Annotated in this window: 21 protein-coding genes and 1 pseudogene; 8 read left to right on the top strand and 14 right to left on the bottom strand. The window is 75.9% G+C overall.

Annotated features, from left to right (window positions below):
* Nucleotides 1-94 precede the first annotated feature (94 nt).
* Both HNR12_RS26765 and HNR12_RS26770 read left to right on the top strand, forming a co-directional pair.
* Nucleotides 95-1,000, top strand: a complete 906-nt coding sequence (locus HNR12_RS26765; RefSeq protein WP_179770144.1) for a LysR family transcriptional regulator — start codon at nt 95-97, stop codon at nt 998-1,000.
* Between the two features lie 93 nt (nt 1,001-1,093).
* Entirely contained in the window at nt 1,094-2,176 is a 1,083-nt protein-coding gene (locus tag HNR12_RS26770; protein WP_179770145.1) for a tartrate dehydrogenase, read from the top strand.
* 62 nt (nt 2,177-2,238) lie between these two features.
* Here the strand turns inward: HNR12_RS26770 and HNR12_RS26775 are convergent, their stop codons facing one another.
* Genes HNR12_RS26775 through yhfZ form a run of 8 tightly spaced genes read right to left on the bottom strand, consistent with a single transcriptional unit; the run spans nt 2,239 to nt 9,808 of the window.
* A complete protein-coding gene (locus tag HNR12_RS26775; RefSeq protein ID WP_218902060.1) occupies nt 2,239-3,498 on the bottom strand; it encodes a phosphopentomutase in 1,260 nt (419 codons plus the stop codon).
* 32 nt (nt 3,499-3,530) lie between these two features.
* Nucleotides 3,531-4,697: an alanine racemase gene (locus HNR12_RS26780; protein WP_179770146.1), complete on the bottom strand. Its 1,167-nt coding sequence runs from the start codon at nt 4,695-4,697 to the stop codon at nt 3,531-3,533.
* Nucleotides 4,697-5,824, bottom strand: coding sequence for an aminotransferase class V-fold PLP-dependent enzyme (locus tag HNR12_RS26785; RefSeq protein WP_179770147.1), 1,128 nt, complete (start codon nt 5,822-5,824; stop codon nt 4,697-4,699). The genes HNR12_RS26780 and HNR12_RS26785 overlap by 1 nt, the downstream gene beginning before the upstream one ends.
* Nucleotides 5,821-6,747 (bottom strand): phosphotriesterase family protein, encoded by a 927-nt coding sequence (locus tag HNR12_RS26790; RefSeq protein WP_179770148.1) that lies wholly within the window; start codon nt 6,745-6,747, stop codon nt 5,821-5,823. The genes HNR12_RS26785 and HNR12_RS26790 overlap by 4 nt, the downstream gene beginning before the upstream one ends.
* Nucleotides 6,744-8,138: a YhfT family protein gene (locus tag HNR12_RS26795; RefSeq protein WP_179770149.1), complete on the bottom strand. Its 1,395-nt coding sequence runs from the start codon at nt 8,136-8,138 to the stop codon at nt 6,744-6,746. The genes HNR12_RS26790 and HNR12_RS26795 overlap by 4 nt, the downstream gene beginning before the upstream one ends.
* 3 nt (nt 8,139-8,141) lie before the next feature.
* Nucleotides 8,142-8,501, bottom strand: coding sequence for a DUF2620 family protein (locus HNR12_RS26800; RefSeq protein ID WP_179770150.1), 360 nt, complete (start codon nt 8,499-8,501; stop codon nt 8,142-8,144).
* Complete coding sequence (locus tag HNR12_RS26805) at nt 8,498-8,878, bottom strand: transcriptional antiterminator (protein ID WP_179770151.1); 381 nt, start codon at nt 8,876-8,878, stop codon at nt 8,498-8,500. Before HNR12_RS26805 ends, HNR12_RS26800 begins: the two co-directional genes overlap by 4 nt.
* Nucleotides 8,879-8,893: 15 nt before the next feature.
* Nucleotides 8,894-9,808 carry a GntR family transcriptional regulator YhfZ gene (yhfZ, locus tag HNR12_RS26810; protein ID WP_179770152.1) on the bottom strand — a complete coding sequence of 305 codons (915 nt, stop codon included), beginning with the start codon at nt 9,806-9,808 and terminating at the stop codon, nt 8,894-8,896.
* 233 nt (nt 9,809-10,041) lie between these two features.
* Between yhfZ and HNR12_RS26815 the strand changes: the two genes are divergently transcribed.
* On the top strand, nt 10,042-10,869 hold the full coding sequence (locus HNR12_RS26815) for an SAM-dependent methyltransferase (RefSeq protein ID WP_179770153.1): 828 nt from the start codon (nt 10,042-10,044) through the stop codon (nt 10,867-10,869).
* 133 nt (nt 10,870-11,002) lie between these two features.
* Here the strand turns inward: HNR12_RS26815 and HNR12_RS28915 are convergent.
* The 3 genes and pseudogenes from HNR12_RS28915 to HNR12_RS26830 form a co-directional block, all read right to left on the bottom strand.
* Nucleotides 11,003-11,926 (bottom strand): annotated as a pseudogene (locus HNR12_RS28915) (MFS transporter); the annotation flags it as partial.
* Nucleotides 11,812-13,509 carry an MFS transporter gene (locus HNR12_RS26825; RefSeq protein WP_218902061.1) on the bottom strand — a complete coding sequence of 566 codons (1,698 nt, stop codon included), beginning with the start codon at nt 13,507-13,509 and terminating at the stop codon, nt 11,812-11,814. The pseudogene HNR12_RS28915 and the gene HNR12_RS26825, both read right to left, overlap by 115 nt.
* Before the next feature lies 1 nt (nt 13,510).
* Nucleotides 13,511-14,230, bottom strand: a complete 720-nt coding sequence (locus HNR12_RS26830) for a TetR/AcrR family transcriptional regulator (protein ID WP_179770154.1) — start codon at nt 14,228-14,230, stop codon at nt 13,511-13,513.
* A 628-nt stretch (nt 14,231-14,858) separates the two neighbouring features.
* Between HNR12_RS26830 and HNR12_RS26835 the strand changes: the two genes are divergently transcribed.
* Both HNR12_RS26835 and HNR12_RS26840 read left to right on the top strand, forming a co-directional pair.
* A complete protein-coding gene (locus tag HNR12_RS26835; protein WP_179770155.1) occupies nt 14,859-15,218 on the top strand; it encodes a DMT family transporter in 360 nt (119 codons plus the stop codon).
* Nucleotides 15,215-15,541 (top strand): DMT family transporter, encoded by a 327-nt coding sequence (locus HNR12_RS26840; protein WP_179770156.1) that lies wholly within the window; start codon nt 15,215-15,217, stop codon nt 15,539-15,541. Before HNR12_RS26835 ends, HNR12_RS26840 begins: the two co-directional genes overlap by 4 nt.
* Nucleotides 15,542-15,622: 81 nt before the next feature.
* Here HNR12_RS26840 and HNR12_RS26845 read toward each other — a convergent pair whose 3' ends face one another.
* On the bottom strand, nt 15,623-16,033 hold the full coding sequence (locus tag HNR12_RS26845; protein ID WP_308118491.1) for a nuclear transport factor 2 family protein: 411 nt from the start codon (nt 16,031-16,033) through the stop codon (nt 15,623-15,625).
* A 602-nt stretch (nt 16,034-16,635) separates the two neighbouring features.
* On the opposite strand from HNR12_RS26845, the gene HNR12_RS26850 reads away from it, so the two are divergent.
* Together HNR12_RS26850 and HNR12_RS26855 are read left to right on the top strand one after the other, a co-directional pair.
* Entirely contained in the window at nt 16,636-22,086 is a 5,451-nt protein-coding gene (locus HNR12_RS26850) for an ATP-binding protein (protein ID WP_179770158.1), read from the top strand.
* A gap of 257 nt (nt 22,087-22,343) precedes the next feature.
* Nucleotides 22,344-23,147, top strand: a complete 804-nt coding sequence (locus tag HNR12_RS26855) for an aminotransferase class IV family protein (RefSeq protein ID WP_179770159.1) — start codon at nt 22,344-22,346, stop codon at nt 23,145-23,147.
* On the opposite strand, the gene HNR12_RS26860 is transcribed toward HNR12_RS26855, so the two are convergent.
* Nucleotides 23,134-23,601 (bottom strand): DUF6640 family protein, encoded by a 468-nt coding sequence (locus HNR12_RS26860; protein ID WP_179770160.1) that lies wholly within the window; start codon nt 23,599-23,601, stop codon nt 23,134-23,136. The genes HNR12_RS26855 and HNR12_RS26860 overlap by 14 nt on opposite strands.
* Nucleotides 23,602-23,724: 123 nt before the next feature.
* Nucleotides 23,725-23,853 carry a hypothetical protein gene (locus HNR12_RS29340; RefSeq protein ID WP_274706682.1) on the bottom strand — a complete coding sequence of 43 codons (129 nt, stop codon included), beginning with the start codon at nt 23,851-23,853 and terminating at the stop codon, nt 23,725-23,727.
* Between the two features lie 102 nt (nt 23,854-23,955).
* On the opposite strand from HNR12_RS29340, the gene HNR12_RS26865 reads away from it, so the two are divergent.
* On the top strand, nt 23,956-24,729 hold the full coding sequence (locus HNR12_RS26865; protein WP_179770161.1) for a TetR/AcrR family transcriptional regulator: 774 nt from the start codon (nt 23,956-23,958) through the stop codon (nt 24,727-24,729).
* Nucleotides 24,730-24,742 lie beyond the last annotated feature (13 nt).

The following is a 24,742-nucleotide window of genomic DNA, read 5'->3' on the forward strand; positions in this document are numbered from 1 at the left end:
CCTGGATCACTCTCACGTGTGACCGCGGACACGTCAATGACGGAGACGCTCTGACACCCATAGGCTGGCCCTATGAATCAGGAGGAGGAGTGACGTGGACGCTCGCCAGCTGGGCTACTTCCTGGCCATCGTGGACCACGGCGGGTTCGGGCGGGCGGCCGAGCACCTGCACATCGCCCAGCCGTCGCTGTCGCAGACCATCGCGGGGCTGGAGCGCGAGCTGGGCGTGGACCTGTTCCACCGGGTGGGGCGCGGCGCGGTGCTCACCGACACCGGCGCCCGGATCGTCGAGCCCGCCCGCCAGGTGCTGCGCGACCTGGAGACCGTGCGCGAGACCGCCCGCTCCGCCCGGGGCCTGCGGCGCGGCCGCGTGTCGCTGGTCACCATGCCCTCGCCCGGCATCGAGCCGCTGACCACTTTGATGACCCGCTTCGCCGCGGCCCACCCGCTGATGACCGTCAGCGCCGAGAGCGCCTTCACCCCCGAGGAGGTCGTGCAGGCGGTGCGCACCGGCGCGGCCGAGGTCGGCCTGCTCGGGGCGGCCGAACACCCCCGGATCGCCGACATGCGGGTGCTGCCCGTGGCCGACCAGCCGCTGGTCCTGCTCTCCCCGCCGGGCGACGGCCCGCCGCCGCCCGCCGTGGTGGGCCGCGCCGACCTGGACGGGCTGCGGCTCGTGGTCTCCCAGCCCGGCAGCCTCATGCGCCGGCTGGTCGACGACATCCTGGCCGGCGGGGTGGAGGCCCACATCGCCGCCGAGGTCGGCCACCGCACCTCGATCCTGCCGCTGGTGCTCTCGGGGCTGGGCCACGCGGTGGTGCCCGAGTCCTGGCGGCCCATCGCCGAGCGGCTGGGGGCGCGGGTGCGGCGCATCGAGCCGGTGTCGCTGCTGCGGGTGATCGTGGTCTGCCGCGCGGCCCGGCTCACCCCGGCGGCGCAGGCGTTCCTGGAGACGGTCGAGGACTACGTCGCCGAGGGCGCCCGCGGCCGCGATTCATAGGACGAACCTATGAGCGGTATCGGGGATCGGTCTTGGACGCCGCCGGCGGCCGGGCGGTTGACTCGCCGTGCGAGCCGAGCCGATGGAGGAGCCATGACCCAGTCCCGCCGCTTCCGTATCGCCGCGATCCCCGGCGACGGGGTGGGCGCCGAGGTGGTCGCCGCCGGGCGCCAGGTCCTCGACGCCCTCGCCGCCGACTCCGGCGGCGCCCTGGAGTTCGCCTGGACGGAGTTCCCCTGGGGCTGCGACCACTACGCCCGTACCGGCGCCATGATGGACGACGACGGCCTGGAGCGGGTCCGCGGCTTCGACGCCCTCTACTTCGGCGCCGTGGGCTGGCCCACGGTCCCCGACCACGTCAGCCTGTGGGGCCTGCGGCTGCGGCTGTGCCAGAACCTCGACCAGTGGGCCAACGTCCGCCCCGTCCACTTCCTGCCCGGCGTCGCCGGCCCGCTGCGCGCCGCCGACACCGAAGACCTTGACTGGGTGGTGGTCCGCGAGAACTCCGAGGGCGAGTACGGCGGTTTCGGCGGCCGCAACTTCTCCGGCCGCGGGCCGGGCGCCGAGGTGGCGGTGCAGTCGGCGGTGTTCACCGAGGCCGGCTGCGAGCGGATCATGCGCTTCGCCTTCGACCTGGCGCGCACCCGCGCCCGCCGCAAGGTCTCCAGCGTCACCAAGAGCAACGCCCAGCAGTACGGCATGGTGCTGTGGGACGAGGTGTTCGCCCGGGTGGCCGCCGACTACCCCGACGTGGAGACCGAGAGCGTGCTGGTCGACGCCATGGCCGCCAAGTTCGTGCTGCGGCCCCAGGACCTGTCGGTGGTGGTGGCCTCCAACCTGCACGCCGACATCCTCTCCGACCTGGGCAGCGCCCTGGCCGGCAGCCTCGGCCTGGCCGCCAGCGCCAACCTCAACCCCGAGCGGCGCTTCCCCGGCATGTTCGAGCCGGTCCACGGCTCGGCCCCCGACATCGCCGGGCAGGGCGTGTGCAACCCCGTGGGCGCCATCGGCAGCGCCGCCCTCATGCTGCGCCACCTGGGCCTGCCCGCCGAGGCCGACCGGGTCGAGCGCGCCGTCCGGGCCGCCTGCGCCCAGGGGGTGCTCACCCGCGACGTCGGCGGCACGGCCACCACCAAGGACGTCACCGCCGCCGTGGTCGACCACCTGGGCGACTGAGCCCGCGCCGGCCGCCCCTCCGTGTGGGCCCCGCCCGCGCCCCCGGCGCGGGCGGGGCGGTCTCAGCGCGCGGCGGGCGCGGCCGCGAGCAGGTCGGCGGCCGTCCCGCACGCGGTCGCGCCCTCGGCCAGCCCCAGCCACCGGCCGGCCGAGGCGCCCACGTCGGCGAGCGTGGCCAGGTCGGCGCCGCGCACCGCCCCGGGCACTCCGCCCGCGGCGGCCAGCACCGGCACCCACTCGCGGGTGTGGAAGGGGTGGCCCCGCGCGGGGTCGTTGCCGTGGTCGCCGGTGACCACCAGCAGGTCGCCGCCGCCCAGCCGCGCCGCTATTCCCGGCAGCGCGGCGTCGACCAGTTCGAGCTGGTCGGCGAACGCCTCGGGGTCGCGGGAGTGCCCGGCCAGGTCGGTGCGCTGCACGTTGGCCACCACCAGGCCCCGGCCCGCCAGTTCGCGCACCGAGCCCAGGATCCGCTCGGTCTCGACCTCGGGGCGGCGCTCGACCGGCTCGTCGGTGCGCAGCAGGTCGGCGGCCTTGCCCACGAGCGCCACCGGCCGGCCGCGGGCCGCGGCGGCGCCGTGCAGCTGGCGGCGGTGGTCGACCTCGGCGCCCAGGTGCAGCACCCGCAGCCCGCCGTTGCGGTAGAACCCACTGGCCGGGGTGTCCAGTCCGACCGTGCCGTCGGCGCCGGCGCGCACCGCGCCGGCGAGGGGGCCGTCGGAGTGCCCGCCCACGGCGATGACCCGCGCCACCGGGGCCACCGCGCGCACGGTGCGCGCGATCGCCACGATCTCCTCGAACGCCGCGTCGGCCAGCCGGCCCGAGACGTTCCAGTTCAGCCCGGGGTCGGCCTCCAGGTTGTCGTGCACCAGCGCCGTGCCGTCCACCACCAGCACCGGGCCGCCCTCCAGCGGCTCCACCCGGTGCCCGGCCGCCTTCAGCGCGGCGGTGACCTCCTCGGCGGACTCGGCCAGCCGGCGCAGCACCACGTGCGACATGTCGGCGCCCATGAGGGTCTGGTGCCCGGCGAAGGAGTCCGCGCCGGGGTAGCCCAGCGCGGAGCGGGCGCCGGCCGCGCGCAGCAGCGGGACGGGCGGCGCCAGCGCGCCGGCCAGGTCGGGGCGCACGGCCGCCAGGCCCAGGCCGGCCAGGTGGGGGACGGCCAGCGGGCGGCCCCGCCGCGCCAGCGACCAGCGCGCCACCGCGCCGAGGGTGTCGGCGTCGGCGTCGGCGGGCCGCAGGTCGGCGGCGTCGGGCAGCGCGCCCACGCCCAGGCCGTCCAGGACCAGCAGGGTGGCCGAGCGGCGCGCCGGGTCCGGGGGCAAGGCGGCGGGGCGCCGTGCGGCGGACGGCGCGCTCACGCGACCCGCCCGCCCAGCGCGTCGAACACGCCGTCGAGGACGGGCCGCCCGGAGCCGATGCCCGAGACCACGGCCACCCGGCTGCGCGTCACGAACACCTGGGTGCGGAACGCCATGACGGCGGTGTCGCCGACATGCGCGCCCGCGCCCTCCTCCAGCCAGTCGAACCGGCGGTAGTAGTCGATGCTGGCGGCCGGGGCCGAGCGCAGCGCGGCCCGCCGCGCGCCGCCCGAGGTCGCGATCAGCGCCTCGCGCTCGTGGCCCCGGCTGTAGAACCCGCCGCCGAACACGCTGGGCGCCGACCCCAGTTGGGCGACCTCCGAGACGTAGACGATCGCGGGCCGCTCGGCCAGGCCGGGGTCCTCGGCGTGCTCGGGGGTGGTGCCGGTCAGGGCGTGCCCGGGCTCGCCGAACGCGCCGCCCAGGGCGGCGATGCAGGGGACGGTGCTCACACTGGTGTGGCTGGGCAGCGACAGCACGGGGTCGGCCACCCCCAGGTCGCGCAGCAGGGCCGCGGCCGCGCGCACCCGCTCCAGGGTGCCGGTGGGCCGGGGGCGGCCCGCCTCGGGGTCGAAGCTGATGCAGGGGAACCCGGTGGCGCCGGCGACCTCCACCCCCGGCAGGCGCGCGGCGCGCTTCACCGCGTCGGCCAGGCCGTCGGCCTCGAACCCGCCGTCCTGGCCCGGGAACGTGGTCTCGGGCGCGCCGCGCACCCGCAGCAGCACCCGCTGGCGGCGCCCCAGCGCGGCGGCGGCCTCGGCCACCGCCGCCAGGTTCTCCAGGTCGAAGACGGTGACATAGGCGGGCTCGTGCGCCAGGACCCGGGGCAGCAGCCGGCGCGGCGTCTGCACCAGGTGCCCGGTGTTGCCCAGCCGGGCTCCGGCGGCCACGGCCGCCTCGGCCTCGCGGTGGTCGATCGCGGCGGCGAAGGGCAGGTGGCGGGCGACCGTGGCGGTCACCAGGGGGTTGCGCCCGTACTGCTTGGCGACGAACCACAGGCCCACGCCGTGCTCGGCGCCGGCCGCGGCCAGGGCGGCGGCGTTGTGCTCGACCGTGTCGCGGTCGATGACGTAGGTGTCGGGCTCGATGGCGCCGGAGCGGTGCAGCGCCACGGCGGCGTCGATGAGGGCGGGGTTGCGGCGCTCGGTCATCCGCAGGAACATCAGGCGGCCCCTTCGGCCAGCGCCGCGCGCAGGATCGCGGCGGTCAGCCCGGCACCGGCCCGCATGGGGTTGACGCGCACCGCCCACGGGCGCAGGTCGGGCCGGGCGGCCAGCGCCGCCGAGGACAGCCGGTAGACCAGGGGGGTGATCTCGAACCGGGAGTTGGAGCCCACCGGGTAGGGGATCGCGCCGTGGCGGGCCGCCCAGGCGGGCACGTGCTCGGCGACCGGGCGCTCCAGCAGCGCCACCACGCACAGGTCCTGGGCGTTGGCCAGGCGGGCGTCGACCACGCCGGGCACCTCGCCCGCCGCCAGCAGGTCGCGCAGCTCCACGGCCGCACGGGCCTGCGCGGCCCAGTTCAGCGGCACCATGACCAGCGCCTGGAGTGCCGCCAGCGCCTGGTGGCCCTGCACCTGGCCGCCGCCGGAGTAGTTGGCGGCGCGGGCGCGGGCCACCACCTCGGCGTCGCCCAGCACCACGCCCACGCCCTCGGGGCCGTGCAGCTTGAACAGCGAGAACGCCGACACGTCGGCGCCCAACTCCACCCCGGTGCGGGGCGTGCGGTACACCGCGTAGTTGTCGTCCACGACCACCCCGCGGCCGGCGGCGCGCGCCGCGGCGATGACCTCGGCCGGGCTGTGCCGGTCGGCCAGCCGCTGGCGGGTGTGCTGGACGTAGACCCAGCGGGCGGGGTCCTCGGCCAGCGCCCGCGCCAGGGCGGCGGGGTCCTCGTAGTCCACGCGCACCACCTCGGCCGCGCCGTCGCGCAGGGTGGTGGCGGTCGTGGAGTAGTCGGGGGCGTCGTGGGCGATGATCCGGCGGGTGCCCTCGGCCCAGGGCCCCGCCGACAGCGCGGCGCGGATGGCGCCGGTGCCGGCGCCCTGCACCAGGCACGCGTCGGCGGCGCCGAAGGCCTCGGCCAGCGCCGCCTCGACCCGGCGGGTGGTGTCGGGGCGGCCGGTGCCGGGCACCACCCCGGCGTCGGCGCGGAACTGCTCGGCGCCGGGCAGGTGCGCCGCCACGGCCGCGACGAGGCGCTGCTGGGCGCGCTCGGCGTCGGCCGCGGTGGCGATGGGCAGGGGCGCGGTGGCGGGCAGTTCGGGCCGCCCGCCCTCCCTGGCGGTCATGACTCCTCCGTTCCGGTCAGCCACCGCAGTGCGTTGGCCCGGTAGAGCAGGTCGAGTGTGGGCTCGTCGACGCCGCGCTCGGCCAGGGCGCGGCGGAAGGGGCCCAGCACGTGGCCGAACCCCTGGCCGCCGCGCGAGGCCAGGTAGGCGTCGCGGGAGATGTCGTTGCTGAGCAGGACGCGGCGCGCGTGCCCGGCCTCCAGCAGGTCCAGCAGCAGCGCCAGCCGGTGCTCGTCGGAGCGGTAGGACGCCTTGCCGACGGTGTCGAAGGCGACGTAGGCCCCGGCCTCGGCGATGGCGCGGTGCTGGCCGGGGTCCTCGGCGAGGTCCTGGTGGCCGATGGAGACCCGGTGCGGGGGCACGCCGGCGCCGGTGAGCAGGTCCAGTTGCTCCAGGGCGCCCTGCCCCAGGTGGGCGTGGGTGGCCACCGGCAGGCCGGTGGCCGCGGCGGCGCGCCCGGCGGCCAGCAGCCCGGTGCGCTCGGCCGGGGTGGCGGCGGGGCCGTGGCTGCCGACCTCGCCGATCACCCCCGGCCGGATCCCGGTGCCGGCCACGCCCTCCTCGATCTCGGCTACGAGCAGGTCGGCGGCGCGCTCCACCGAGCCGCCGGGCTCGCCGCCGGGGTGGAACCGCTCGTAGTACCACCCGGTCGCCACGACCACGGGCACCCCGGAGCGCTCGGAGATCGACCGGACGGCGCGCACGTCGCGGCCCATGCCCCGGCAGGTGAGGTCCACGACCAGGCCCAGGCCGTGCTTGGCGCGGGCCGCGCGCAGTTCGGCGACCACGGCGGCGTCGTCGGTGACGGCCGCCGCCGGGTCGGCGGGCGTGGTCAGGTCGATCCGCAGGTGCTCGTGGGCCAGGACGGCGCCGGCGACCCCGGCCGGCGCCGTCCGCTGCCCGGTGACGGTGCGGATCATCATGAGGCGGGGGTGAACAGGCCGACGAGGTGGAGCAGGTTGAGCACGATCCCGGCGGCGATGACGGCCGTCGGGCCGGCGGCCATGCGCACGACCGGCCGCCCCAGCGACTCGTTGAACAGGTAGAGCCCGCCGACCAGGGCGATGCCCAGGCCCTCGCCCATCGCCAGGCCGGCCATGAGCGAGCCCACCAGGATCGCCAGCGACAGCGACTCGGTGATGGCGGCGCGGATGTGGTCGGCGGCGTCGCGGATGCTGGGGCGCCGCTGCAGCCACCGGCCCAGCGCGCTGAGCAGGTAGACCTCGGCCGCCATGACGACCGCGCCCAGCACGAACGCCGCGCCCATGGCCAGCGGCCAGGAGTCGACGAACACGTGCACCAGGTAGCCCACCGGGTAGACGAACGTGAACCCGGCCATGGCGTAGGCGCCCGAGGCCAGCGCGGTGGTGGCGATCAGCGGCACGAACCCGAACGCCCGCAGGAAGTCGACCTGGGCGGCCTCGGTGTAGGAGCCGTCGGCCACCAGGAAGCTGGTGGCCTCGCCGCCGCCGAACACGCCGCTCGCGGCGAGCGCGGCGACCAGGCCGCCCAGCACCGCCAGCCAGGGCGCGTTGCGGCGCAGCCGGTCGGCGCTGGGCCCGAACAGCTGGTCGGAGGCCGCGGCGGTGGCGGCCTGCCGCTCCTCGTGGGCCCGGCGCTCCTCCTCGGTCTTGGCGGCGAGTTCGGCGGTCTCGGCCCGCTTGGCGGCCCGGTCGCGCAGCACCGCGAAGACCAGCAGCAGGATCACGCCCAGCGCCATGGCGGCCGACCCGGGGAAGAGGTCGGGCCACAGCCGCATCGACGCCACGATGACCGCGGCCTCGGCGACGAGCGCGACCAGGCCTTTGGTGCGGCCGAACTGCCGGGTGATCGCCAGCACCGGGAAGATCGCGAACAGCCACAGGATCGGCGTCGAGATCTCCTGCAGGGCGCTGATGAAGTCGACCGGCAGCCCGGTGGCCACCCGGTTGGCGGCGTTGAGCCCGAACACGCAGACCGCGCCCCACAGCGCGCCCGCGCCGGCGGCCAGCCACCGCCACGGCGCCAGCAGGCCCAGGATCTCCACGGGCAGGAAGACCAGCCACGGGTTGAGGACGCCGGTGGACAGCGCCATGGGCGCGCCCAGTCCGAAGATGAACCCGGCGGAGAGCCCGAAGACGATGGTGGCCGTGGCCGGGCGGGTGGAGCGGCCCTGGATGTAGTCGAGCATGAAGGGGCGCGCGCCGTCGTTGAAGACGGCCAGCGCCGCGTTGGCGATGAGCGCCGCGAAGGCGCACAGCACGATGACGAGGCCGGCCTGCCAGGGCTCGAAGGAGACGCCGGCGGAGGCGGCGGTGGTGGTCGCGAGGTCCATGGGTCAGCCCTGGCGCTTCGCGTCGAGGGCGGCCCACAGCAGCGGCACCACGTCCTGTACCTGGTCCAGGGCGAACCCGAAGGCGACCTTGCCCGCGTCCACCGCCGCCTGGACGTCGGCGGCGGAGGGCACGCGGCGGCCGAAGGTGTGCGTCCGGTCCGAGCCCAGCAGGCCCACGAGCACGCCCAGGCTGGCGCCGGCGCCGGTGTGGCAGGTGCCCAGGTAGTAGTCCGCGGCGCCGGTGCGCAGCAGGGCGGCGGCGTCCATGTCGGTGCCCACCTGGACGGTGTCGCCCTCCCGCAGCAGCGGTCGCAGTGTGTCGGCGACCTCGGACTTGGCGACTCCGCCGGCGATGAACTTCATGGCTTCTCCTTTGGCGAGGTGAGGGCGAGCGTGCCCAGGTGGAGGCTGAGGTAGCGCCGTTCGGCCTCGGACAGCCGCACGCCGAGGGCCGCCTCGGCGCGGTCGGCCAGCCCGGCGGCCGCGGCGGGGGCGCCGGGCACGGCCTCGGTGACCTCCCGGTAGACCGCCTCGGACGGCGGGTCCACGTCAGGTTCGCCGCCGAGCGCCCGGGTGAGGGCGGCCACCAGGTGGGCGGTCAGGGTGCCCGCCGTCTCCTCGGTGACGTGGTGGGCGTCCTCCAGGCGGGACAGTTCGGCGGCGACGAAGTCCACCACGCCCGGCGGTGTGCCGGGCAGGCCGCGGACGAGGTCGAGCCGCTGGAGAAGGGCCGGGTCCATCGCGAGCGCTCCTCTCTAGTAGGTGGGGATCCGCGTGCCCGCCACGACCTCGGCGGCGGCGGCCATGACGACGTCGGCGGCCAGCGCCTCCCGCACGGCGACGGGCGCGGGGTCGGCGCCGCGGCGCGCCACGACGACGGCGGAGGTGGTGGCCGTGTCGTCCACGCCGTCCAGCGGGTGGACGGTGATGGGCGCGGCGATGTGGGCGTCGACCTCGTCGACGTTCCACACGGTGGCGTCCACCAGGCCGTCGGCGAAGTGGCGGCCGAGCTGGTTGTAGGAGACCTCCACCCGGCGCTCGGGGGGCAGGCCGGGGAACCGCAGGGCGGTCAGCTCGCGCTGGTCGGCCGAGGAGGGGTCCACGGCCAGGCGCAGGTCGGGGTCGTCGGGGTCGCGGCCCTGGGCCACCACCAGGCCGTGGGCGCCCACGTAGGTCTGGGGGCCGAAGTCGCGCACGATCTCCAGTTCGGGGTCGGCGCGGGCGGCGAAGCCCGACATCACCGCGAAGTCGGCGCGTCCCTGGCGGACGGCCCGCGCCCGGTTGGCCGAGCCGCGCACGAACATCAGCGTGCAGGGCAGGCCCAGCTGCTCGAAGGCGGCGTGCAGGCCGGTGGCCAGGCCCTCGTAGCGGCGGGTGTAGGGCAGCGGCATGGCGATGGGGATGGACCCGCTGCCGGCCAGCTCCCAGACCAGCCGGTGGTCGATGGCCGCGATGAAGGTGCCCAGCTTGCCGCGCGAGCGGATCTCGACGGCGCCGGCCTCCTCCAGCAGCGCCAGAGCCGCCTGGACGGTGCCCTTGCCCACGCCGTGGCGCTCGCTCAGCTCCTGGGCCGTGGGCATGCGGTCGCCCACGGAGGCCGACGTCAGCTCGGCGGCCATGCTGTGGGCCACCGCGCCGGCCTTGGACATCAGCACCTGCATACGGGACATGCGGAGCAATATATTCAATATTCTGGATATTGGGTATAGGTTCACGCGGCCGACTTGGCAAAGTTCACCGGATCGTGTTCGCGGCGACCGGAGATCCGGCGCGCCGGGGCGGGAGCGGGTGAGTATTGTCGGGTTCATCCCGCCGCAGGGCGGGGCGTCCGGGGCACCGGCGCCGCCGCCACCGCGGCGCACCACCATGGCATCGCCGCCGAACACGGTCCCTGGAGTCGTTGATGAGCACCCCCTTCCCCCCGGCCGACGAGTCCCGCGAGGCTCCTCCCTCCCTCGACCTGTCGGTGCCGCACTCCGCGCGGGTGTGGAACTACTGGCTGGGCGGCAAGGACAACTACGCCGCCGACCGCGCCGCGGGCGACGACGTGCTGCGCCGCCTGCCCGACATCGCCGACGGCGCCCGCGCCGAGCGCGCGTTCCTCATCCGGGTGATCCACCACCTGGTGCGCGAGGCCGGCATCCGGCAGTTCCTCGACATCGGCACCGGCCTGCCCACCATGAACAACACCCACGAGGTCGCCCAGGAGCTGGCGCCGGAGTCGCGGGTGGTCTACGTCGACAACGACCCGCTGGTGATGGTGCACGCCCGCGCGCTGCTGACCAGCAGCCCCGAGGGCGCCACCAACTACATCGAGGCCGACCTGCGCGAGCCCGAGGCCATCCTGGAGGCGGCCCGCGCCACGCTGGACTTCAGCCGGCCGGTGGGGCTCATGCTGCTGGGCGTGGTCAACCACCTCGTGGACACCGAGCGGTCCTACGCGGTCGTGGCGCGCCTGGTCGAGGAGTTGGCGCCGGGCAGCCACCTGGTGCTGACCCACTCCACCGCCGAGATCCACGGCGAGCCGATGCTGGAGGTCATGCGCGAGATGAACGAGCGCGGCGGCACCCCCATCATCGCCCGCAGCCGCAAGGAGATCGAGGGCTACTTCGCGGGCACCGAACTGCTGGAGCCGGGCGTGGTGTCCTGCTCCCGCTGGCGCCCCGAGCCCACCGCCGTGGGCGCCCCGCCGGAGGTCTACCTCTTCGGGGGAGTCGGGCGCGTCGTCTAGCGGGGTGCGCTCGCGGGCGCAGGTGGGCAGGGGCGCGGGCCGCCGGGTGGGCGTGCACGGGCCGCCGGGCGGCCGCGGTCGGCGGCCGCCCGGCGCGGGCGGGCGACGCGGGCCCGGCGGTGCCGCGCCGATCAGGGCGCGCCGCGCCGCCGTCCCGGCGGCCGGTGGCCAGGGCCGCCAGGGCGCCCGCCGCCAGCAGCACGGCCAGGGCCGCGTAGCCGTAGGCCAGCGCGGCGGCCGCGGCCGTCGCCGCGACCAGCAGCGGGCCGCCCGCGTCGCCCAGTTCGCGGCCCAGTTCGGCCGATCCCATGGTCTGGCCCATGCGCTCCTCGGGCGTGGCCGCGGCGAGGGCGGCGAAGCCCAGCGGTGTGACCAGCCCCGTCCCGGCGCCGATGAGGACGGCCGCGGCGAGGAGCCCCGGCAGCCCCGGCAGGACCGCCGCGCCGAGTCCGGCGGCCGTCACCAGCAGCCCGGCGAGCAGGCCCGTGCGCGCCCGCAGGCGCCCCGCGTCCAGCGCGCGCCCCACCAGCGGCTGCACGACGGCGGCCGTGGCCGCCAGCGCGGAGACGGCCGCGCCGGTGGCCACGGTGCCCAGGCCCGCGGCCGCGCCCGACACCGGCAGGAACCCCACCCCGACCGACAGCGCCGCCGTGGCGGCGGCCAGAGCCGCCGTCGGCCCGAGGAACGACCGGTCACCCAGGCGGCGGGCGAGGTCGGCCACCGTCTGCCGGGCGCGCGGCAGGGGCGGCACGGCGGGCACGGCCAGCGCCGCCCACACCGCCACCACCGCGCCGCAGGCCGCCATCACCGCGAACAGCAGCCGCAGCCCGCCGGCCCAGACCAGCACGCCGCCCAGCAGCGGGCCCAGGGTGTAGCCGATCGACTTGTGGAAGCCGTAGCTCCCGAACGCCCGGCCGCGCCGGGCCGCCGGGTTCAGCCGCGCTACCAGCGCCGAGGCCGAGGGCGAGAACGCCGAGGCCGCCGCGCCCTGCCCCAGCCGGGCCGCCCACAGCCAGCCCGGGCTGTCGGCCAGCGCGTAGAGCGCGGAGGCCGCCGCGAAGGCGGCCAGGCCGCCGAGCAGGACCGGCTTGGCGCCGATCCGGTCGGCTGCTCGCCCAGGTCGAAACCCCGGGGCACCAGCGCGAACACCGCCGCCGCGGTGGCGAGCATGACCAGCCCGCCGATCGCCCCGGTCTGCACCAGGGAGTCGGAGAACGCCTCCTGCGCGCGCAGCGCCAGTTCGGCGGCGCCCGTGTGCTCGGCGATCTCCTGCGCCGCCGCCAGCGACTCCCGCGCGGCGTCGGCGTTCGCGGGCGACAACCCCAGCCCGGCGGTGTCGAGGTGGCCCCGGTAGACCGCCGCCGCCACGCTTCCCAGTACCGCCACGCCCAGCAGGTTGCTCAGGTCGTAGGCGGTCTCCTCGATGGCCGCGGCGTTGCCCGCCTTGGCCGGGGGCGTGCCCGTCATGATGATGGCCGAGGCGATGGCCAGCGACCCGGTGCCCGCGCCGATCAGCGCCAGGGCGACCAGGACGGCGGGGTAGGTCAGCGGGCCGGGGGACAGGTGGAGCGACAGGAAGCCGGCACCCGACACCGCGAGCCCGCCCGCCAGCACCCCGCGCGCCCCGGCGCGGTGCGCCAGCGGCGAGGCCACCAGCGAGGCCGCGCCCGCGGTCACGGCCATCGGGACCATGTACACCCCCGCCCACAGCGGCGACAGGCCCAGCACCAGTTGGAGCCACTGGGCGACCAGGAGCAGCAGCGCGGCCTCGGCGAACATCGCCGCCAGCGCGGCCAGCACGCCCGCGGTGAAGGGGCGCCGGGTGAACAGCCGCACGTCCAGCAGCGGGTCGGGGCGCCGCAGGCAGCGCAGCACGAACCAGGTCAGCAGGGCGAGGGCCGCCGCCAGCACACCCAGCGCCAGGAGGTCGCCCGGCCCCTCCTTGGCGATCCGCTTGACCGCCCAGACCAGGGCGGCCATGCCCGCGATGGACTGCGCGGTGCCCAGCGCGTCCCAGCGCCCCGGGGCGGCATCGCGGGTCTCGGGCAGCACCAGGCGGCCCGCGACCAGGCCCGCCAGCATCAGCGGCACGTTGAGCAGGAAGGCGGCGTGCCAGCTGAAGTGCTCCAGCAGGAACCCGCCGACCACGGGGCCCACCACCATGCCCAGCGAGGAGGTCGCCGCCCACACGCCCAGCGCGGTGGCGCGCTCGCGCGGGTCGGTGAAGACCGAGCGGATCATCGACAGCGTGGTGGGCATGATCATGGCCCCGCCGGCGCCCAGCAGCGCGCGCACGGCGATCACGGCGGGTGGGGTGTCGGCGGCCAGGACGAGCAGCGAGGCGCCGCCGAAGACGGCGAAGCCGGCGAGCAGCAGCAGGCGGCGGCCCCAGCGGTCGGCCAAAGCGCTCATGGCGACCAGCAGGCCGGCCAGGACCAGGGAGTAGACGTCGACGATCCACAGCTGCTGGTCGGCGGTGGGCCGCAGGTCGGCCGTGAGGTCGGGCAGCGCCACGTTGAGGACCGTGTAGTCCATCACGACCACCAGCAGGCCGGCCGAGAGCACCGCCAGGCACGCCCAGCGGCGGGCCCGGGACACGGCGGGGGCGGCCGCCGTGTCCGGTCGGCGCTGGATGCTCATCTCATTCTCGCTTCTCGTGGGGTGCGCCGGGCGTTCCGGCGGTTGTGGGTGGCGTGGGGGAGTCGGCGGCCCCGGCGGGTCGGGCGGGTCCGGCGGAGGCTTCGGAGGAGGCCGCGGTACGGGCCAGGAAGGGCGCTATGGCGTGGCTCAGGGCCGCGCGGTCCAGCGGCTCGTCGTGGAGCACGGCGTGCACGGTGGCCCCGTCGAGATAGACCGCGATGGCGCGGGCGGAGTCGGGGTCGGTGTGCGCCGAGAGGATGCCCACGAGGTCGTCGAACCAGCTCAGCGCCAGCGGTCTGAGCGCGGGGTCGCGGGCCCCGGCGACGTAGAGCGCCATGTCGGCGTAGACCTGGGCGGTGCCGCACAGGTAGTCGTGCAGCGCGGCGGCCAGGGTGTCGGGGTCGGCGCCGCCCTCCAGGGTGCGCCGGATGCCGGCGAGCTGGTCGTCCTGCCGGCGGGCGAGGAGGCGCAGCGCCTCGGTGCTCAGCTCCTCCAGGGAGGAGAAGTAGTAGGTGGTCGCCCCGAGCGGCACCCCGGCCCGCGCGGCCACCCGCCGGTGCGTCAGGTCGACGGCCCCCTGCTCGGCGATCAGGTCCGCCGCCGCCTCGATGATGGCCCGCCGCCGCCCCGAGGGATCCCGCCGGGCCCGCCGGGCGCCGGCCCCGGCGGCCCGGGCGGGTTCGGCGCGCGTGGCGGGATCCGTTCCTCCAGTGGAGTCCATGTGCCTCACCTCCTGTGTACAAATGTACAAGTACAAAAGTAAAAGTACGAATGTACACAACATGACCCTGCTCACGGGGGTGCGGGGACGGGTGGGATGGCGCCGTTCCGCCGTGCCCATCGGCGATCGGCGGACCGCCGGTCAACGGCCATGCCGGCGAAGGTCGAGGCGGCGACGGCGCGGCGACGGTGGGACGGGGCGGGGGCGGGCGGTTGGCGGTCAGGTCGGCGCGGGCCGGGGGTGTCGACGGGGCGGCGAGGACGCCTGCGGCGGGGCTGCCGCGCGCCCTTCCGCCTTCGGCGCACCGTCGCCGCCTCAACACCTACGGGTCCGGTGGCCGCGCGCCCCGACCACCGGCAGGCGCTGGTGCCCGTCGCGCGCCTCGCCCCTTGCCGTCCCTGCCGTTGTCCGTCGGCCGGGCGCCCCGTGGCCTTCGGGGCGGCGGGCTTGGTCTTGCGGGAGGTAGAGTCCCGGGCGGGAACGGTGCCGCGAAACGCCGCATTTCGGACTCGGTGCGGGGCCTGCTCGGGGTAGAGGGGACCGCGGCCGCCGCGTTGCCCGCTTCGAGGCGTGACCGCGGCGACCCGCCGGTGGTCGCCGGACGACACCTGGGAGACGAGACGCCCTGATGAGGAAATGGCTGCTGCTGGCGGCGGCGATCCTGATGGAGGTCACCGCCACGCTCTCCCTGCGCGCGGCCCTGGACGCCCCGGCCCTCTACGCCGTGGTCGCCGCCGGCTACGTCGGCTCGTTCGCCGCTCTGGGGCTCGTGCTGCGCGCCGGGATGGGGATCGGTGTGGCCTACGGCGTCTGGGGCGCCAGCGGGGTCGCGCTGACCGCCGTCATGGCCACGCTGCTCTTCGGCGACCCGCTGACCGTGGTGATGGGCGTCGGCATCGCCCTGGTCATCGGCGGGGTGCTGTGCGTCGAACTCGGCGCCCAGGCCGCCGCCAGAAGGGCGCGGGAAGCGGAGCGGGCCGGGGCATGAGCTGGATCTTCCTCGCGTGCGCGATCCTCACCGAGGTGGCCGCCACGCTCTCGCTGCGGATGGCCTCCCAGCCCGGCGGCGCCAAGGCGTGGTGGGCGGGTGTGGGCGCCGGCTACGTCGCCGCCTTCGGGTTCCTCACCCTCACGCTGAGCAGCGGGCTGGCCCTGGGCGTCGCCTACGGCATCTGGGCGGCGGTGGGCGTGGCCCTGACCGCGCTGGCCTCGCGCGTGCTCTTCAAGGAGCCCCTGACCACGGTCATGGTCCTGGGCATCGTGCTCATCGCCGCAGGGGTGCTGTGCATCGAACTCGGTGCCGCGCACTGACGCCGGGGGCGCGGTGCCGGTTGGCGGGCCGCGCCCCCGGCACCGCGCGGACCCGCGCGGGCGCGGCCCCGTCCCTCCCGCTCAGTGCTCCCGCGTCCAGGCGGGCGTGATCCGCATCTCGGTGAACCGCCAGCCCTCCGGGGTCCGCGCGGCGCCGCAGGCCACGCGCAGGCCGCCGGTCCGGTGCGGCGGCTCGCCGCCCCGGTAGAAGTACACGAGCTGGTTCGCCGCCGCGGTGGCCCGGTCGCCGTCCAGGTGCACCAGCACGTCGCCGTGCACGTGCTGGGTCAGCTCCTCCCCGGTCAGGGCGCTCTTGAGGAAGCCGGTCACCTCCGCCAGGCCGCGCAGCTCGCCGCCGCGCGGCGAGTGGACCACGATGTCGTCGTGGTAGACGGTGCGGGCGTCGTCGGGGCGGCGGGCGTCCAGCAGGTCGGCCAGCCGGGCGAACAGCTCGGCGACCTCGGCGCGGTCGGCGGTCAGGGTGGTGGACACGGAGACTCCTTGATGGTGTGGCCAATGTTGGCTGTGCCAACGATAAACCATATTGTTGGTCTTGCCAACGGCTCTGCCGCCAAGCCCCTCCTTCGCCCCCGCCCGGCTCGCTCCCGCTCCGCGCGCCGCTGAACCCGGTGGCCCGGCCGCGCGGGCGGGCTCCAGCCGCCGTCCAAGTCCGGTCACGCGGCGGGCCAACCGCCGTCCCCCGCCCGTCCCGGGCGGCCTTCCCGCGGTGCCGCGCCGGGATCCAAGCCCCGTCAAGGCGGTCTGGAGGCGCGGGCGGCCGTCACCGAGCGTGCTCCCCGCCCCGGCGGCCCGCCCCCGCCTCCGGCGCCTCCGACCGGCCGGTTCCCGCCCCCGCGCGGCCCTCGGGCCCCCGCCCTCCGGCCCCCGCCGCCTCCTGGCCCGCCGTCACACGGAGTGACCACCGGGCGGGCCGCCGCCCCCTCCCGGCGGGTCCGCGCCGCAGCGCGCGCCGCAACCCCACCGTCCGCCATTCGCTACACTCGGCCCGGTTAACCGCCCGCCGCTGAAGCGGATCGCCCAGGTCGGGAGTCGGCCGACCGGGCTTCGGGGTTTTAAGGAGGGGGCTCGGTCGGGTGTTCAGTCGTATCGCCATCGTCAACCGTGGTGAGGCCGCGATGCGGCTCATCAACGCTGTCCGCGAACTGTCCGCGGAGGCGGGCCGACCGATCGAAACCGTCGCCCTGCACACCGACGTCGACCGCACCGCCACGTTCGTGCGCGAGGCCGACATCGCCTACGACCTCGGCCCCGCCTCGGCGCGCCCCTACCTCGACCTCGCCGTGCTGGAGCGCGCCCTGGTCGAGACCAAGGCCGACGCCGCGTGGGTGGGCTGGGGCTTCGTCGCCGAGGACCCCGCGTTCGCCGAGTTGTGCGAACGCGTCGGCGTGACCTTCGTCGGCCCCAGCGCCGACGCCATGCGCCGCCTGGGCGACAAGATCGGCGCCAAGCTGCTGGCCGAGGAGGTCGGCGTGCCCGTCGCGCCGTGGAGCCGCGGCGCCGTGGAGACCCTGGACGCCGCCCTCGCCGCCGCGACCGAGATCGGCTACCCGCTGATGCTCAAGGCCACCGCCGGCGGCGGCGGACGCGGCATCCGCGTCATCACCGGCGAGGCCGAACTGGTCGACGCCTTCGAGCGCACCAGCCAGGAGGCCGCCCGCGCCTTCGGCAGCGGCGTCATGTTCCTGGAGCGCCTGGTCACCGGCGCCCGCCACGTCGAGGTCCAGGTCATCGCCGACGGCCAGGGCACCGCCTGGGCGCTGGGCGTGCGCGACTGCTCGGTGCAGCGGCGCAACCAGAAGATCATCGAGGAGTCGGCGTCGCCGGTGCTCAGCCCCGAGCAGGCCGCCGACCTCAAGGCGTCGGCCGAGCGCCTGGCCGTGGCCGTGGGCTACCGCGGCGCCGCCACCGTGGAGTTCCTCTACCACCCCGGCGACCGCATGTTCGCGTTCCTGGAGGTCAACACCCGCCTCCAGGTCGAGCACCCCATCACCGAGTCCACCACCGGCTTCGACCTGGTCAAGGCGCAGCTGCACGTGGCCTCCGGCGGGCGCCTGGAGGGCACGCCGCCCGTGGAGCGCGGCCACGCCGTCGAGGCCCGCCTCAACGCCGAGGACCCCGACCGCGACTTCGCGCCCTCGCCCGGGCGCATCGCCCGCCTGGACCTGCCCGTGGGCCCGGGCATCCGCGTCGACACCGGTGTCAGCGAGGGCGACACCATCCCCACCGAGTTCGACTCCATGATCGCCAAGATCATCGCCTACGGCCGCGACCGCGACGAGGCGCTGGGCCGGCTGCGCCGGGCCATGGCCCAGACCACGGTGATCATCGAGGGCGGCGCCACCAACAAGAACTTCGTGCTCGACCTGCTCGACCAGCCCGAGGTCGTCGACGCCAGCGCCGACACCGGCTGGATCGACCGCGTCCGCGGCGAGGGCCGCCTGGTCTCCCACCGCCACTCCGCCGTCGCGCTGGCCGCCGCCGCCATCGAGGCCTACGAGGAGGAGGAGCGCGTCGAGCGGCAGCGGCTGCTGTCCACCGCCTTCGGCGGGCGCCCGCAGGTGCAGCACAAGAGCGGCCGGCCGCTCGACCTCAAGCTGCACGGCGTCGGCTACCGCGTGCGGGTGGCCCGCGTGGGGGCGCACCGCTTCCGCGTCGGCGTCGAGGCGGGCGAGGACGTCCGCACGGCCGACGTCGAACTGGAGCGCTTCGACCGCCACACCGGCCGCATCACGGTCAACGGCGCCCGCTACCGCCTGGTCACCGGCACGCACGGCCCCATCCACCGCATCGAGGTCGACGGGGTCGTCCACCGCGTCAGCCGCGACGAGGGCGGCGTGCTGCGCGCCCCCGCCCCCGCGCTGGTCGTGGCCGCGCCGCTGGAGGCCGGTGCCGAGGTCGAGGCGGGCGCCCCGGTCCTCGTGCTGGAGAGCATGAAGATGGAGACCGTGCTGCGGGCACCGGTCAAGGCCCGGCTCAAGGAGTACTCCGTCTCCGTGGGCAGCCAGGTCGAGACCGGCGCGCCGCTGCTGCGCCTGGAGCCCCTCACCGACACCGAGGACACCGCCACCGGCCCCGCCGTCGAACTCGACCTGCCCGCCGAGCCCGAGGCCGTTCCGGTGGCCGAGCGGCTGGCGCGCGGCCGCGAGGACCTGCGCGGCCTGCTCCTGGGCTTCGACGTCGACCCCCACGACGAGCGCCGGGTGGTCGACGGCTACCTCGCCGTGCGCCGGGCCGCCGCCGCCGAGGGCCACCGCCCGCTGGCCGAGGAGCTGGACCTGGTCGGCGTCTTCGCCGACCTCGCCGAGCTGAGCCGCAACCGGCCGGCCGGCGAGGACGACGGCGACAACCACGTCCACAGCGCGCGCGAGTACTTCCACACCTACCTGCAGAGCCTCGACGTCGAGCGGGCCGGGCTGCCCCCGGCGTTCCAGGCCAAGCTCGCCAAGGCGCTGGGCCACTACGGCGTCACCGACCTGGAGCGCGGCCCCGACCTTGAGGCGGCGGTGTTTAGGATCTTCCTCGCCCAGCAGCGCGCCTCGGCCGACGCCGCCGTCGTCACCGCGCTGCTGCGCGCCTGGCTGCGCGACCCCCCGCCCGAGGAGGCGCTGCGCGAGCCCGTCGGCCTGGCCCTGGAGCGGCTGGTGGCGGCCACCCAGGTCCGCTTCCCGGTGGTCGCCGACCTCGCCCGCGGCCTGGTGTTCTCCTGGTTCGCCCAGCCGCTGCTGCGCCGCAACCGCGCCCGGGTCTACGCCGACGTCCGCCGCCACCTGCGCTACCTCGACGCCAACCCCGAGGCGCCCGACCGCGACGAGCGCATCGCCGCCATGGTGCGCAGCACCGAGCCGCTGGTGCGGGTGCTGGGCCAGCGGCTGGTCCGCCACGGCCTGCACGACCCGGTGATGCTGGAGGTCCTGACCCGCCGCTACTACGGCAACAAGGGCCTCACCGACGTCCACACCCGCCAGGCCGCCGGCTGCACGTTCGTCGTCGCCCGGCGCGGCGGCTCCTGCCTGGCCTCCTCGGCGGCCTCCTTCGACTCCGTGGGCAGCGCGCTGCGCGGCCTGGCCGAGGTGGCCGGCGGCGAGGACGCCGTGGACGCCGACATCTACCTGGTCTGGGAGAACCAGCCCGAGGACTCCGACGCCATGGCCGCCGCCCTGCACGAGGCCATCAGCGCCCACCCGCTGCCCGAGCAGGTCCGCCGGGTCACCGCCACCGTCGCCGGCCGGGCCGGCGCGGTGATGCACCACCACTTCACCTTCCGCCCCTCCACCACCGGCATGACCGAGGAGCGGCTGATCCGCGGCCTGCACCCCTACATCGCGCAGCGGATGCAGATCGAGCGGCTGAGCAAGTTCGACCTCACCCGCCTGCCGTCCTCCGACGAGGAGGTCTACCTGTTCCAGGCGGTGGCGCGGGAGAACCCCTCCGACGACCGCCTCGTGGCGTTCGCCCAGGTCCGCGACCTCACCGAGCTGCGCGAGCAGGACGGCCGGCTGGTCGCGCTGCCCACCGCCGAGGACACCATCGCCGCCTGCCTGGACTCCATCCGCCGGGCGCAGGCGCGGCGGCCGTCGAAGAAGCGGTTCACCACCAACCGGATCGTGGTCTACGTCTGGCCGCCCATCGACATCACCCGCGCGGAGCTGGACCGGATCGCTCGCCGCGTGCTGCCCACCACGGCCGGCGCGGGGCTGGAGGAGATCCTGTTCATCGCGCGCCAGCGCGACCGCCGCACCGGTGAGCTGGTCAAGGTGGCCGTGCGCGCCACCTTCGACGCCACCGGCGGCACCGAACTGACCATCGGCGAGCCCTCCACCGAGCCGGTCGAGCCGGTCGACGACTACCGGCAGAAGGTGCTGCGCGCCGCCGCCCGCAACACCGTCTACCCCTACGAGCTGACCGGTCTGCTCGGCGACTTCACCGAGTACGACCTCGACGCCGACCACCGGCTGGTCCCGGTGGACCGCCCCAAGGGCGGCAACACCGCCGCGATGGTGGCCGGCGTGGTCACCACCCCCACCCGGCGCCACCCCGAGGGCGTCACCCGGGTGGTGCTGCTGGGCGACCCCACCAAGGCGCTGGGCGCGCTGTCGGAACCCGAGTGCCGCCGCGTCATCGCGGCGCTGGACCTCGCCGAGAGCATGGGCGTGCCCCTGGAGTGGTACGCGCTGTCGGCCGGGGCCCGCATCTCCATGGAGTCGGGCACCGAGAACATGGACTGGGTGGCCGCCGCGCTCAAGCGGATCGTGGAGTTCACCCAGGACGGCGGCGAGATCAACATCGTGGTCGCGGGCATCAACGTCGGGGCGCAGCCGTACTGGAACGCCGAGGCCACGATGCTCATGCACACCAAGGGCGTCCTGGTCATGACCCCCGACTCCGCGATGGTGCTCACCGGCAAGCAGTCGCTGGACTTCTCCGGCGGCGTGTCGGCCGAGGACAACTTCGGCATCGGCGGCTACGACCGCGTCATGGGCCCCAACGGCCAGGCCCAGTACTGGGCGCCGAACCTCGCCGCCGCGCGCGACATCCTGATGGCGCACTACGACCACACCTACGTGGTGCCGGGGGAGTCGGCGCCGCGCCGGGCCGCCACCACCGACCCCCTCGACCGCGACGTCTCCGACTTCCCGCACACGCTGGAGGGCAGCGACTTCACCACGGTCGGCGAGATCTTCTCCGCCGATACCAACCCCGACCGCAAGAAGCCGTTCGACATCCGCACGGTCATGCGCGCGCTGTCCGACCAGGACCACCCGGTGCTGGAGCGCTGGGCGGGCATGGCCGACGCCGAGACCGCGGCGGTGCAGGACGTCCACCTGGGCGGGATCCCGGTGTGCCTGGTGGGCATCGAGTCGCGGTCGGTGCCCCGGCGCGGCTTCCCGCCCACCGACGGCCCCGACACCTACACCGCGGGCACGCTGTTCCCGCGCTCCTCCAAGAAGGTCGCCCGCGCGATCAACGCGGCCAGCGGCAACCGGCCGCTGGTGGTGCTGGCCAACCTGTCGGGCTTCGACGGCTCCCCGGAGTCCATGCGCAAGCTCCAGTTGGAGTACGGCGCCGAGATCGGCCGGGCCATCGTGAACTTCCGCGGCCCGATCGTGTTCTGCGTGATCTCGCGCTACCACGGCGGCGCCTTCGTGGTGTTCTCCAAGGCGCTGAACCCGAACATGACCGTGCTGGCGCTGGAGGGCTCGTTCGCCTCGGTGCTGGGCGGCGCGCCCGCCGCGGCGGTGGTGTTCTCCGGCGACGTCAACGCCCGCACCGCGGCCGACCCGCGCGTGCGCGAACTGGAGGGCCGGGTCGCGGCGGCGGTGGGCACCGACAAGGCGGCGCTGGCGGCGGAGCTGGACGAGCTGCGCTCGGCGGTGCGCGCCGAGAAGCTGGGCGAGGTCGCGGCGGAGTTCGACCGGGTGCACAGCATCCGGCGGGCTGTGGAGGTCGGCTCGGTGGACGCGGTCATCAGCGCCGCCGAGATGCGCCCGCGGATCATCGAGGCGATCCAGTCCGGGCTGCGCTGAGGCACCGGTAACGCGGGGCGAGGGCCCGTTCGACCCGGCCGGGTCGAACGGGCCTCGCGCGTGCCGCGAACGGCCAGGGGCGGGCGGGGCGCGGCCGGGCGGCGCGCCGCCCCGCGCGGGTTGACCTTCACACGGGTGTGAAGGCGTAGCGTCGCGGTTGCAAGGGACGTCCGCGCACGTCAGACCGGTGACGGCGGGACCGTTCGCCGGGGAGGCGTCCGGGCGTCCACGCGACCTCGCGACCCCTGGAGGACGGTATGACCTTCTTCGCTGTGCACCGCGACGAGCGCCCGGCGACCGCCGCCGAGCTGGCCCCGCTCGCCTTCGCGGGCTACGCCCACTTCACCGCCATGCAGGTGCGCGGCGGCCGCGTGCGCGGCCTGGACCTGCACCTGGACCGGCTGCGCGGCGCCTCCCAGGAGCTGTTCGGCCAGGCGCCGAGCGACGATCGGGTGCGCGCGGCCCTGCGGGCGGCGCTGGCGCAGAGCCCGGCCGACGTCTCGCTGACGGCCACGGTGTACTCCCCGGCGGGCGAGTTCACCGTGGCCGGGCCCGATGCGGTGCCCGAGCTGCTGGTGCGCACCGGCCCGCCCTCCTCCGGCCCCGCCGGGCCGCTGGCGCTGGCCGTCGTGGAGCACGAGCGGGTGCTGCCCCGGATCAAGCACGTCGGCGAGGTCGCCAAGACCTACCACCTGCGCGAGGCGGTCGCCCAGGGCTTCGACGACGCGGCGTTCGTCGACCGCCGGGGGCGCCTCAGCGAGGGGACGATCTGGAACCTCGCCTTCTGGGACGGCGCGGCGGTGGTGTGGCCGGCGGCCGGGATGCTGGCGGGCACGACGATGAACATCGTCCGGCGCCGGCTGGACCGCCTGGGGGTGCCCCAGGTCAGCAAGGAGGTCACCCCGGCCGACGTGCCGGCGCTGGCCGGCGCCGTGGTCATGAACTCCTGGACGCCCGGGATCGCGGTCCGCCGGATCGGCGCCGCCGACCTCCCCGAGGCGCCGGAGTTCGTGGAGCTGCTGCACCGGGCCTACGCGGCCGAGCCCCTCACGGCGCCGTGAGGTCCGTTCCGGCCCGGCCCCGGCGCGGCGGGAGCGCGCCGAGGGCCAATGCCACCGCCGCGAGCAGGGTCGTGATCAGCACCAGGGCCAGGAACAGCTGCCCGTGCAGGCCCAGGACGAAGACGGTGCGGTCGGCGAACTCCGGGTCGTAGGCGGCGGTCCCCGGGAACAGCGGGGCGGCGAGCATGCCGACCCAGGGAACCGCCAGGACGGCCGCGGCGCCCAGCAGCCGCCCCAGGGAGCCCGGCCCCCGGCGCAGGGCCAGGACCAGGCCGATCAGGCCCAGAAGCACGGTCATCACCATGTACTGGGCGTCGTGGAACTTGGCGTGCGGGGGCCAGCGGGGGTTGAACGCGTGCTGGGCCGCGAGGCCGGGGATGACGAGGTCGGCGAGCACCGCGCCGGAGGTGGTGACCACGGCGACGGCGACGATCAGGGTCCGGGCGAAGAGCATGAGGGCTGGTCCCTTTCCGGGGGCGGCGCGGAGGGGCGCGGGCGGGGGAGAGCGGGGAGTGGGGGATGCGCGCCGGCGCCGCCGCGCGGGGCGGCGGCGCCGGCGCGGGGACGGGGGCCGTGCTCAGTTGGCCCGCCCCCGGCCGTCGGCGCCGACGAGCCCCCGCCGCACGTGGGCGTAGCGGGAGAGCCCCCACCACGCGGCGGTCGCCAGCCACAGGCTTCCGAGCAGGATCCACCAGGTCTGTGTCATCGTCCCTCACTTGTTTAGAGGTTCTAGATTTCCTTAGAACCATTAAGTAAACATAGAGGGCCTAGGATGTCAACGGCACCGAGGACGAGAGAGGGACGCCGCATGCCCGCACGCACCACCGACCGGCGGCGCCGGATGCGCGAGGCCGCCCTGGAGGAGATCCACGCGGCCGCGCGCCGCCTGCTCGTGGAGCAGGGGCCGGCCGCCGTGACCATCAACGCCGTGGCCCGCGAGGTCGGCATGAGCGGCCCGGCCCTGTACCACTACTACGCCGGCCACGACGAACTGGTGGGCGCCGTCACGGCCGGCTTCTTTTGCGAACTGGCCGCCGAGATGGAGCGGGCCCGCGACGCCCGCCCCGGCGCGCCCGCGGGCGAGCGGCTGCTGGAGGCCTGCCGGGCCATGCGCGCCTGGGCCGTCGCCCACCCGGCCGAGTTCGGCTGGATCTTCGCCAGTCCGGTCGCTCCCGCCGCCCGGCGGCCCGATGCGGAGCGCCGCCAGGCCGGGCAGCGCTTCGAGGAGGTGCTGCTGGACCTGGTGGCCGACGTGTGGCGGACCCGGCCCTTCCCCGTGCCCGACCCGGCCGACCTGCCCGCGTCCCTGCGCGCCCAGCTCACCGCCTACGCCGACTCCATCGGCGGCCGGCTGCCGCCCGAGGCCGCCCACGTCTTCCTGTCGTGCTGGATCCGGCTGTACGGCCTGCTGTGCATGGAGGTCCTCCACCAGGTGGACTTCGCCTACACCGACATGGAGCCGGTGTTCGAGGAGTGCCTGAGCGAGATCGCCGCCCGCCTGGGCCTGGACGCCGCCGAGCGGCCGGAGCGGGAGCGCGACCTGGGCCGGCCGGACGCGCCGTCCGGGAAGCGCGGCGCGTGACCGGTGCCGGGGG

The sequence above is a fragment of the Streptomonospora nanhaiensis genome, from assembly GCF_013410565.1.
Lineage (GTDB): Bacteria > Actinomycetota > Actinomycetes > Streptosporangiales > Streptosporangiaceae > Streptomonospora > Streptomonospora nanhaiensis.